The 11,458-nt window shown below is 70.7% G+C and carries 5 protein-coding genes and 1 pseudogene; all 6 read right to left on the bottom strand.

Features of this window, described 5'->3' with window-relative positions:
- Positions 1 to 60: 60 nt before the first annotated feature.
- A pseudogene (locus tag WA670_RS11590) lies at positions 61 to 885 on the bottom strand (glycoside hydrolase family 16 protein); the annotation flags it as partial.
- A gap of 428 nt (positions 886 to 1,313) precedes the next feature.
- On the bottom strand, positions 1,314 to 3,515 hold the full coding sequence (glgB, locus tag WA670_RS11585) for a 1,4-alpha-glucan branching protein GlgB (RefSeq protein ID WP_336157692.1): 2,202 nt from the start codon (positions 3,513 to 3,515) through the stop codon (positions 1,314 to 1,316).
- Between the two features lie 5 nt (positions 3,516 to 3,520).
- A complete protein-coding gene (locus WA670_RS11580) occupies positions 3,521 to 4,888 on the bottom strand; it encodes a maltokinase N-terminal cap-like domain-containing protein (protein WP_336158023.1) in 1,368 nt (455 codons plus the stop codon).
- A gap of 46 nt (positions 4,889 to 4,934) precedes the next feature.
- On the bottom strand, positions 4,935 to 6,728 hold the full coding sequence (treS, locus tag WA670_RS11575) for a maltose alpha-D-glucosyltransferase (RefSeq protein ID WP_037815557.1): 1,794 nt from the start codon (positions 6,726 to 6,728) through the stop codon (positions 4,935 to 4,937).
- Between the two features lie 90 nt (positions 6,729 to 6,818).
- Entirely contained in the window at positions 6,819 to 8,798 is a 1,980-nt protein-coding gene (locus tag WA670_RS11570; RefSeq protein WP_037815555.1) for an alpha-1,4-glucan--maltose-1-phosphate maltosyltransferase, read from the bottom strand.
- Positions 8,799 to 9,156: 358 nt separating this feature from the next.
- Complete coding sequence (gene glgX / locus WA670_RS11565; protein ID WP_037815552.1) at positions 9,157 to 11,301, bottom strand: glycogen debranching protein GlgX; 2,145 nt, start codon at positions 11,299 to 11,301, stop codon at positions 9,157 to 9,159.
- Positions 11,302 to 11,458: the final 157 nt, after the last annotated feature.

The raw sequence follows: 11,458 nt of genomic DNA, 5'->3' as shown, positions 1-11,458 counted from the left end.
GGGGCCCGCGGAGACCGCGCCTTCTCCGCGCCGCCGTGGTTCCGGCGGCGAGGGTGGTCAGCTCACGTGCACGTAGTCGACCACCAGCTGTTGCGGGAACTGCGTGCTGCCGTCCGGGTCGCCCGGCCAGTCGCCGCCCACCGCGAGGTTGAGGATCAGGAAGAACGGGTGGTCGTACACCCATTTCTTGCCGTTGAGGTCCGCCGGGGTGCGGGTCTGGTAGGCCTGCCCGTCGACCAGCCAGACGATCTTGTTCGGCGACCAGTCGACCGCGTAGGTGTGGAAGTCGTCGGAGAAATTCGGGCCGTTGAACGCCGCGCCGATGCCGCCCGCACCCGAGTAGCCGGGGCCGTGGATCGTGCCGTGCACGGTGTTCGGCTCCTTGCCGATGTTCTCCATGACGTCGATCTCGCCGTCGTCCGGCCATTGCCCGCCGCCGAGCATCCAGAACGCCGGCCACATCCCTTGCCCGCGCGGCAGTTTCATCCGCACTTCCATGTGCCCGTACGCCTGGCTGAATTTGCCGGACGTGTTCAGCCGCGCCGAGGTGTACTGGCACGCGCCGTACCAGCAGGTGTTGCCGGAATTCTCTTTCTTCGCGGTGATCACGAGGTGGCCTTGGCCGTCGAGCGCGCCGTTCGCCGCGCCCGCGGTGTACCACTGCCGTTCGTGGTTGTTGCCGTTGTTGTCGCCGGTTTCGTAGGTCCACTTGCTGCCGTCGGCGGGCGAACCCGCCGGGCCGTCGAAATCGTCGGAGAACCCGGCGGCCGGGGCGGCGGCGGGGGCGGCGTGCCCCGCGGGCGTCAGCGCGACCGCGCCGGCGAGGGCGAGCGCCGCGGGGATCGCGAGCCGCCGCCAGCGGGAGGAGGTGGGCGTGGACGTCATTGTCATCCCTCAATCACTCGAGGGGCGGCCTGGCGGCGCCACCCCGGGTTTGTTGTGGATGGCAACAAAGTATGCCCACCAGCGCCTTCACCGGCAAGACGTCGCGTGGGTCATTTTCCGACCGCGACCGGCGAAAGGCGCTGACGGGAGGAATTCCGGGCAATCCGGGAGGGATGGACGGGCAACCGGCACCGGTCCGGGCCGAAACCGGGCTGGCGCGCTGGGCCGGTCTCGGCGAGATCCGTGAGGGCCACCTTCACGGACGCTGATTCCCCCCAGGGTTCCCCTCACGACCCGCCGCCGCCGTCCGTGAGGGCCACCCTCACAGACGCTGACTCCCCCAGGGTTCCCCTCACGACCCGCCGCCGTGCGTGAGGGCCACCCTCACGCAGGGCCACCTCACGACCAGCGGCAGTGGGCCGAAAGGGTCACTCCTCGACGGACGGACGCTCCTCCAGCAGCCACAGCACCCCGCTCGGCGGCAGTTGCAGCACCGCCGACGCGGGCTGGCCGTGCCACGGCTCCTCGGTCGCCTCCACCGCGCCCAGGTTCCCGACCCCGGATCCGCCGAACGACTCCGCGTCCGTGTTCAGCACCTCGGTCCACCGGCCCGCCGCCGGGAGGCCCACCCGGTAGTCGTGGTGCGGCACTCCGGCGAAGTTCGCGATGCAGGCCAGCCGCGAGCCGTCCGCGCCCAGGCGCAGGAAGCTCAGCACGTTCCCGGCCGAGTCGTTCGCGTCGATCCAGCGGAAGCCCTCGGGCCGGACGTCGCCGCTGAACAGCGCGGCGGTGTCCCGGTAGATCGCGTTCAGCTGCCGGATCAGGTCGCGCACGCCGCGGTGCAGCGGGGTTTCCAGCAGGTGCCAGTCCAGCGACCGCGACTCCGACCATTCGCGCGGCTGGCCGAATTCGCCGCCCATGAACAGCAGCTGCTTGCCCGGATGCGCCCACATGAACGCCAGCAGCGAGCGCAGCCCGGCGGCCTTGTTCCAGTCGTCGCCCGGCATCCGTTCCCACAGCGAACCCTTGCCGTGCACCACTTCGTCGTGCGACAGCGGCAGCACGAAGTTCTCGCTCCACGCGTACACGAGCGAGAAGGTCATCTCGTTGTGGTGGTACGCCCGGTGGATCGGCTCGTGCGACAGGTAGCGGAGCGTGTCGTGCATCCACCCCATGTTCCACTTGAAGCCGAATCCCAGGCCGCCGAGATGCGTCGGACGGGTGACGCCGGGCCAGGCGGTGGATTCCTCGGCGACCATCACGACGCCCGGGTGTCGCTTGTAGACAGTCGCGTTCAGCTCCTGCAGAAACCGGACCGCGTCGAGGTTTTCCCGGCCGCCGTATTCGTTCGGCAGCCACTCGCCGTCCTTGCGCGAGTAGTCGAGGTACAGCATCGAGGCGACCGCGTCCACGCGCAGGCCGTCGAGGTGGAACTCCTCCAGCCAGAACAGCGCGTTCGCGACGAGGAAGTTGCGCACCTCGTTGCGGCCGAAGTTGAACACGAGCGTGCCCCAGTCCGGCTGCTCGCCGCGGCGCGGGTCCTCGTGCTCGTACAGCGGGCTGCCGTCGAACCGCGCAAGCGCCCAGATGTCGCGCGGGAAATGCGCGGGGACCCAGTCGACGAGCACGCCAATGCCGCGCTGGTGCAGGTGGTCGACGAGGTACCGGAAGTCGTCCGGCGAACCGAAGCGCGACGTCGGCGCGTAGTAGGAGGTGACCTGGTAGCCCCACGAGCCGCCGAACGGATGCTCGGCCACCGGCAGGAATTCGACGTGGGTGAAGCCGGTTTCCTCGACGTAGTCGGCCAGTTGGTCGGCCAGTTCGCGGTAGCCGAGCCCGGGCCGCCACGAGCCGAGGTGCACCTCGTACACGCTCATCGGCGCGTCCGCCCAGTCGGTCGCCTCGCGCCGGGCGACCCAGTCGCCGTCGCCCCAGGTGTACTCCGATTCGGTCACCTTCGACGCGGTCGCGGGCGGCACCTCGGTGGCGAACGCCATCGGGTCGGCCTTCTCGTGCCAGTGCCCGTCCGCGCCGAGGATGCGGAACTTGTAGCAGCTGCCGACCGGCACGCCGGGCACGAACAGCTCCCACACGCCCGAGGACCCGAGCGAGCGCATCGGGTGGCCGCGGCCCTCCCACGCGTTGAAGTCGCCGATCACCCGCACGCCGCGCGCGGTCGGCGCCCACACCGCGAAGGACACGCCCTCGACGACGCCGTTCGGGGTGTCGTACCGGCGCACGTGCGCGCCGAGCACGTCCCACAGCCGTTCGTGCCGTCCTTCGCCGATGAGGTGCTGGTCCAGCTCCCCCACCGTCGGCAGCCAGCGGTACGGGTCGTCGGTGACGACAGTGTGGTTGTCGTAGCCGACTTCGATCCGGTAGTCGCCCGGGTGCTCCGGCAGCGTCGCGGCGAACAGCGCGTCCGCCACGCGGTCCAGCGGAACGCGGCGCTCGCCCGCGACGACCGACACCGACGTCGCGCCCGGGCGCAGCGCACGCACGACGATGTCGCCGCCGGCGGTGTGCACGCCGAGCACCGAATGCGGGTCGTGGTGCTCGCCCGCCAGCAGCCGGTCGATGTCGAGCGGAGACGGGGCCGCCGAGGGCAGATCCGCGGGGACAGCGTTCACGGGGGTCACTCGCTTCCGTCGGTGCTGCGGGCGATCGCCGCCAGCGGCACGCTCAGCCAGTCCGGCCGGTTCGCGTGCTCGTAGGCGACCTCGTACACCGCTTTGTCCAGTTCAAAGGCGCGAAGCAGGTCCGCGTGCTCCTGCGGGTCGCCGACCGGGCCGCCGGCGCGGGCGTACCCGGCGCAGAACGCGGCGCGGTTGCGGCGGGCCCATTCCATCGCGTGCCGGGTCACGTCCGCGTTCTCGGGCTGCCCGACGAGCCGCTGGTGCGCCGCGTAGTCGAAGGACCGGAGCATGCCCGCGACGTCGCGCAGCGGCGAGCGCAGCGCGTGCCGTTCCGCGACCGGGGCGGCCGGTTCGCCTTCGAAGTCCAGCAACAGCCATCCGTTGACGGTACGCAGCACCTGGCCCAAGTGCAGATCGCCGTGGATGTACTGCAGCGAGATCGGCGCCTCGTGCGCGCGCACGGCCTCGAACACCTCGCGCAGCGCGGGCGCGTGCACCGCCAGCTCCGGGACCGCCTCGGACACCTGGTCGAGCCGTTCGGTCATCGCGCGCACCGTGCGGTCCAGCTCGTCGCCGTCCGCGGGCTCGGTGCCCAGCGCGGTCGCGAGGTCCGCGTGCACCTCGGCCACCGCGGCGCCGAGCCGCTCGGACTCCCCGGCGAAGTCGCCGCCCGCCTCGGCCGCGGGCTGGTCCGGATCGGCCAGCAGGTCCCGGACGCTCGTGGTCGCCATCGCCCAGCCGTCGACCGCGTCCGGCAGGAACTCCTGCAGCATCCCCATCGTCGCGGGTCCGCCGTGCAGTTCGCCGGAGATCGAGCCGACCACGCGCGCCACGTGCTTGCAGCCCGCGCTTTGCAGCGCGCGGTGCAGCAGCAGGTCCTTGTTCAGTCCCGGGCTGAGCTTGCGGAACAGCTTGAGGATGTACTGCCCGCCGTAGACGAGCGAAGTGTTGCTCTGCTCCGCGGTGATCGGCCGCGAGCGCAGCCCGGGTTCGAGCGTCGCGTCCGGTTCCGCGGCGAACCGCAGCGTCCCGGCGGACCCGCCAGCCGCCATCCGGTCCAGCAGCCCCGCGGTGAGGTCCGCGTCGCCGCTCGCCTCGTAGAACCGCTCGCCGAGCAGCGCCGCCGACGCCACCTCGGGAACCCCGGACCGGCGGCCGACCAGCAGCTGGTACGGCTCGGTCCGGTCGCCCTGCACCACGTCGACGACCGCGTGCACCAGCAGCGGATCCGGGCCCGCCAGCACGGTGAGGCTCGCCGGGCGGACCTCGTCGACCGGCCGGTCCTTGCCCGCGAACCAGCGCTGCGCGGGCAGCCAGTCCGGCAGCAGGGCGGCCAGCGCCCCGGACAGCTCGGGCGGTTCGGACAGTGCGGACAGGTCAGGCGGGGAACCGTGGGGCGACAGCGGACTCACCTCATTCTTCCGGCTCGAGCAGCTGGAACCAGTAGAACCCGTGGCCGGGCAGCGTGAGCAGGTACGGCAGCTCGCCGATGTCCGGGAAGCGCACCCCGCCGGTCAGCTCGACCGGCGTCGCGCCCTGGTGCGCGGACAGGTCCAGTTCCACCGGCTGCGGGAAACGGGACAGGTTGTTGACGCACACCACGACGTCCTCGCGGCCGTCCGGGCGCAGCCACCGGCGCTGGTAGGCGAGCACGCTGGGGTTCGAGCCGCCGAGGTCGGTGAAATCGCCCTGGCCGAACGCGTGGTGCTGTTTGCGGACCTCGATCATCCGGCGCGTCCAGTTCAGCAGCGACGCCGCGTTGTCGGCCTGCGCCTCGACGTTCAGCGCCTGGTGCCCGTACACCGGGTCCATGATCACCGGCAGGTAGATCCGGCCGGGGTCGCAGGTGGAGAACCCGGCGTTGCGGTCCGGGGTCCACTGCATCGGGGTGCGGACGGCGTCGCGGTCGCCGAGCCAGATGTTGTCGCCCATCCCGATCTCGTCGCCGTAGTAGAGCACCGGCGAGCCGGGCAGCGACAGCAGCAGCGCGGTGAACAGCTCCTGCTGGTTGCGGTCGTTGTCCAGCAGCGGGGCGAGCCTGCGGCGGATGCCGATGTTGGCCTTCATCCGCGGGTCTTTGGCGTATTCGGAGTACATGTAGTCGCGCTCTTCGTCGCTGACCATCTCGAGCGTCAGCTCGTCGTGGTTGCGCAGGAAGATGCCCCACTGCGTGCCGGACGGGATCTGCGGCGTCTGCAGCAGGATCTCCGAGATCGGGAACCGCGACTCCCGGCGCACCGCCATGAAGATCCGCGGCATCAGCGGGAAGTGGAACGCCATGTGGCATTCGTCGCCGCCGGACTCCGCGTCGCCGAAGTACTCGACCACGTCGCTGGGCCACTGGTTCGCCTCGGCCAGCAGGATCCGGCCGGGGTACTCGTCGTCGACGACTTTCCGGCACCGCTTGAGGAAATCGTGCGTGCGCGGCAGGTTCTCGCAGTTGGTGCCTTCCTGTTCGAACAGGTAGGGCACGGCGTCGAGGCGGAAGCCGTCGATGCCGATGTCGAGCCAGAACCGCAGCACGTCGATCATCGCGTCCTGCACGGCCGGGTTCTCGTAGTTCAGGTCCGGCTGGTGGGTGAAGAACCGGTGCCAGTAGAACTGGCCGCGCACCGGGTCGTAGGTCCAGTTCGACGTTTCGGTGTCGACGAAGATGATCCGCGCGTCGGCGTAGCGGGAATCGTCGTCGCTCCACACGTAGTAGTCGCCGTAGGGGCCGTCCGGGTCCGAGCGCGACTGCTGGAACCACGGATGCGCGTCCGAGGTGTGGTTGAGCACCAGGTCGGTGATCACCCGGATGCCGCGCCGGTGCGCCTCGTCGAGCAGGTACACGAAGTCCTCGACACTGCCGAATTCCGGCAGCACGGCCCGGAAATCGCTGATGTCGTAGCCGCCGTCGCGCAGCGGCGAGGCGTAGAACGGCGGCAGCCACAGGCAGTCCACCCCGAGCCAGGCGAGGTAGTCCAGCCTGCCCGCCAGGCCGCGCAGGTCGCCGGTGCCGTCGCCGTTCGAATCGGCGAAGGCGCGCACCAGCACCTCGTAGAACACCGCGCTCTTGAACCATTCGGGGTCCTTCGGCGCCGCGTGCGCGTGCGCGAAGTCGTCCGCCTGCGGTTCGACCAGCAGGCCGTCGGCGGTCACCGCCTCCCCCGTGTGCGGCACGTCCGCCAGTCCCGCCGCGGCGCCGGGCCGGCTCTCCTCGTCCATCCGTTCCACCTTGTCGTGAGTCGCGTGTGCTGAGTAGTGGTTATCCCGTTCGGCTCCGGGATAACCACGGGGGTCGGAGCGGCCGCGGCGTCAGGCCGCGAGCCTGCGGCGCAGCGCCACGATGTGCGCCACCGCCCGCCACGGTTCGAGCCGGACGAAGTTCGCCTGGCCCCAGTCCCACGTCTCGCCGGTGACCTCGTCGTGCGCGATGAGCCGCTCGGTCCAGTCGAAGCCGAGCGCGGGCAGGTCGAGCCAGAGCGTGCCCTCTCGCGCGTTGTGCGGGTCGAGGTTCACGATCGCGACGACCGTGTCGCCGGTCGCCGGGTCCTGTTTGGAGTAAGCGAGCAGCGCGTCGTTGTCGATGTGGTGGAAGCGCAGCGACCGCATGCCCTGCAGCGCCGGATGCGCACGGCGGACGGCGTTGAGCCGGGTCAGCCACGGTTCCAGCGAACGGCCCTCGGCGAGCGCGCGGGCGAAATCGCGCGGGCGCAGCTGGTACTTCTCGGAGTCGAGGTACTCCTCGCTGCCCGGGCGCACCGCCTCGGATTCGAACAGCTCGTAGCCGGAGTACACGCCCCAGGTCGGCGACATCGTCGCGGCGAGCGCGGCGCGCAGCGCGAACATGCCGGGACCGCCGTGCTGCAGCGATTCGTGCAGGATGTCCGGAGTGTTGACGAACAGGTTCGGCCGGCCGTGGTCCCAGTGCTCGACGAGGTCGGTGCCGAACTCGGTGAGCTCTTCTTTCGTGGTGCGCCAGGTGAAATACGTGTAGCTCTGGGTGAAACCGAGCTTCGCGAGTCCCCACAGCCGGGCCGGGCGGGTGAACGCCTCGGCGAGGAACAGCACGTCCGGATGCGCGTCCTTCACCGACTGGATCAGCCAGGCCCAGAAGTCCGGCGGCTTGGTGTGCGGGTTGTCGACCCGGAAGATCCGCACCCCGTGCGACACCCAGTGCAGCACGACGCGCAGCACCTCGTCGTAGATGCCGCGCGGGTCGTTGTCGAAGTTGACCGGGTAGATGTCCTGGTACTTCTTCGGCGGGTTCTCCGCGTACGCGATGGTGCCGTCCGGGCGGGTGGTGAAGAACTCCGGGTACTTGACGACCCACGGGTGGTCCGGCGCGGCCTGCAGCGCGAGGTCGAGCGCGACCTCGAGGCCGAGTTCCTCCGCGCGCGCCACGAAGGCGTCGAAATCCTCGAGCGTGCCGAGCTCCGGGTGGATCGCGTCGTGCCCGCCCTCGTCCGCGCCGATCGCCCACGGCGAGCCGACGTCGTCCGGCGTCGCGTCGAGAGTGTTGTTGGGGCCCTTGCGGTTCACCCGGCCGATGGGGTGCACCGGCGGCAGGTAGACGACGTCGAAACCCATGCCCGCGACGCGGTCCAGTTCGCGCTCGGCGGTGGCGAAGGTGCCGTGCACCGCGCGGCCCAGCGCGTCGACCCCGCCGGTGGAGCGGGGGAAGAATTCGTACCAGGAACCGAAAGCGGCGCGTTTGCGGTCGACCCACAGCTTCAGCACGCGCCCCTTGGTGATCAGCTCGCGCACCGGGAAGTCGTGCATGAGCTGGCGGACCTCGGGCGAGAGCGCGGGCCCGACGCGCTCGGCGAGATCGCGTTCGTCGTCGCGCAGCGCGGCCGCGGCCCCGGCGAGCAGCGGGCGCTCGGCCCGGCGCTCCGGGCGGCGGGACACGCGGTCGAGCAGCAGCGCCCCGCTTTCCAGGTCGTTCGCCAGCTCCCCCGGCCCCTGCCCGGCGGCGATCTTCACCTCGACCGCGTGCTCCCAGGTGGCCCACGGATCGCTCCACGCGTCCACCCGGTAGGTCCACATGCCCTCGGCGTCGGGCACGATCACCGCGCCGAACCGGTCGAGCCCGCGGCCCTGTTCGGCCATCCGCGTCTGGCGCGCGGCGCGGTCGCCCGGACCGCGCCAGGCGACCGTCGCGGCGACCGCGTCGTGGCCCTCCCGCCAGACCGTGGCGGTCACGGGGAAATGTTCGCCCGCAACGGCTTTGGCCGGATACCGGCCGCAGCTGACAATGGGTGCGACGTCGTCGATCCCGAGCCTGCCGGTCATGGCGATGCCCCTTTTTCACGGTGGGTGGGAGGGTGGTCGGAGTGTGCTTCCGCGAGCACGGTCAGTGTGCCTGATTCCTCCAAAGCCGTTGACAGCGGGGCCTTTTTCTGATTTTCCCGCCACCCGGTCGGGCGAAACGCCCCCATTCGGCGGAACTCCCGGACGCATTCCCGTCCCCCGCCCGCAACACGCTCGCCGAATTGCGTTAACAATCGGCGGCGCGTTCCGGTGATTACCGGTGAGTATCGGTGCGGATGTCCGGGTGACGGTTTCTCGGCGGCGGCTGACTGCAGTCAGGATGCCCCATGACGCCCGCGGCGATCACGCGAAGCGCCCGGACTTCTCGGACTCGGTCTCCTTACAACTGCGGGATCTCCACCGTGTCCCGCGGCGCGCGCAGCAACAGCAGCGACCGCGCCTCGACCGTGATCCGCGCCTTGGGCTCCAGCACGCCCGGGCTGGCCGGGGTGCCGTCGGCGGTGCTGGTGTCCAAAGTGGGCTTGAAAGTCTCGCCGTACTCCGGTCCGGGCAGCACGATCTCCGCCGGTTCCGCGCCCGCGTGCAGCACCAGCAGCCACGAGTGGTCGGTGACGAGCGCGCCCTCGCGGTTGCGCGCCTGGCTGTTCGACCCGTCGATCCACATGCAGAGCGTGCGGCGGTCCTCGTCGAACCAGTCGATCTCGTCGAATTCCTCGCCGTCCGGGCGGAACCAGACAAGATCGGGCTTGCCGGTGACCGTGGTGCGGCCCTCGAAGAACTCCGGCTGCCGCAAGGCCGGGCTGTGCGCGCGCAGCCGGACCACGCGGCGGGCGAAGTCGAGCATCGGCTCCGAGGCCTCGGTCGGGGTCCAGTCGACCCACGACGTTTCGTCGTCGAGGCAGTAGGCGTTGTTGTTGCCGTGCTGGGTCCGCCACATCTCGTCGCCCGCGGTGAACATCGGGGTGCCGGTGGACAGCAGCAGCGTCGCGAACAGGTTGCGCGCCTGGCGGGTGCGCAGCGCGACGATCGCCGCGTCGTCGGTCTCGCCCTCCGCGCCGTGGTTCCACGAGCGGTTGTCGTTCGTGCCGTCGCGGTTGTCCTCGCCGTTGGCCTCGTTGTGCTTTTCGTTGTAGGACACCAGGTCCCGCAGCGTGAAGCCGTCGTGCGCGGTGACGAAGTTGATCGACTGCCACGGGCGGCGCAGGTTGTGGTCGTACAGATCGGACGAGCCGGACAGCCGGTACGCGAGGTCCCGCACGCCGGTCGCGCCGCGCCAGAAGTCGCGGACGGTGTCGCGGTAGCGGCCGTTCCACTCGGCCCACTGCGCGCCGAAGTCGCCGACGCGGTAGCCCTCGCCGGTCGCGTCCCACGGTTCGGCGATCAGCTTGCAGCGCGACAGCACCGGGTCGGTGGTGATCGCGGTCAGCATCGTCGACTCGCGGTCGAACATCTCGCCGCGCGGCCGGCCGAGCGTGCTCGCCAGGTCGAAGCGGAACCCGTCGACGCCCATCTCCTGCGTCCAGTACCGCAGCGAATCGGTGACCAGCCGGACGACCGTCGGCGAACCGGCGTCGAGGGTGTTGCCGCAGCCGGTGAGGTCGGCCATGTGCCCGCGGCGGGTGTGCAGGTAGTACGCCGGGGCGTCGAGGCCGCGCAGCGAGAGCGTCGGGCCGTCCGGGCCGCCCTCGCAGGTGTGGTTGAAGACGACGTCGAGCAGCACCTCGATGCCTGCCGCGTGCAGGGCCGCCACCATCGTGCGGAATTCCTCGATCTCGCGGCCCGGTTCGCTCGCGTAGCCCGCGTGCGGCGCGAAGTAGCCCAGCGGCGAGTAGCCCCAGTAGTTGTGCCGCCCCGAGCGGATCAGCGCGGGCTCGTCGGCGAACGCGTGCACCGGCAGCAGTTCGACGGTCGTCACGCCGAGCCGGGTCAGGTGCTCGATCGCGACCGGGTGCGCGAGGCCGAGGTACGTGCCGCGCAGCGCTTCCGGGATGAAGGGATGCTGCTGGGTGAACCCCTTCACGTGCAGTTCGCAGATCACCGACTCCTCGAACGGCACCTCGGGCTTGACCCCGGTGTCCTGCCCGCCCGGCGAGGCGACGACCGACAGCGGCACCGCCCCCAGCGAGTCCACAGTGGACATCGGACCGCGCTCGGGGTCCCCGGTGAAGCCCTGCGCGGCGTGCAGGCTGGCGAGCTTGCCGTCGATCCGGCGCGCGTACGGGTCGACGAGGAGCTTGGCCGGGTTGCAGCGGTAGCCGTGCGCCGGGTCGTACGGGCCGTGCACGCGGTAGCCGTAGTGCTGACCGACGGTGACGCCCGGGACGAGCCCGTGCCAGACGCCGAACGTGCGTTCGGTCAGTTCGATCCGCCGCTCGGAACCGTCGTCGCCGATGAGGCACACCTCGACCGCGTCGGCGACGGCGGACGTCACCGCGAACCGGACGCCGCCCGCCTCCGGGTGGGCGCCGAGCGGGAACGGACGTCCGGCGAGGACCTGGTTGTCGGATGCGGGTCGCTGTGCCATGCGCCGATCCTTTCAAACCCTCGGCGGCGACGGGCTCCGGCGCTTGGCTGAACTTGCCCGGAGCAGGGGTGATGACCTGGGCCGACAGCGGCGGCAGTAGGGGTTCGCGCCGGGCGTGCCCTCGGGATCCCTGACAGGTTCTGTCAGTGGACCGGGG

This window comes from Amycolatopsis sp. VC5-11, assembly GCF_037034185.1.
In the GTDB taxonomy this organism is placed as follows: Bacteria; Actinomycetota; Actinomycetes; order Mycobacteriales; family Pseudonocardiaceae; genus Amycolatopsis; species Amycolatopsis nivea.
Note: the sequence above shows the minus strand (reverse complement) of the source record. Positions and strands in the feature narration are given on the sequence as shown.

Excerpts from the sequence above, each read along its gene's own strand:
- treS (WP_037815557.1), bottom strand. The coding sequence starts at position 6,728 with ATGGACGAGGAGAGCCGGCCCGGCGCCGCGGCGGGACTGGCGGACGTG.
- WA670_RS11570 (WP_037815555.1), bottom strand. The coding sequence starts at position 8,798 with ATGACCGGCAGGCTCGGGATCGACGACGTCGCACCCATTGTCAGCTGC.
- glgX (WP_037815552.1), bottom strand. The coding sequence starts at position 11,301 with ATGGCACAGCGACCCGCATCCGACAACCAGGTCCTCGCCGGACGTCCG.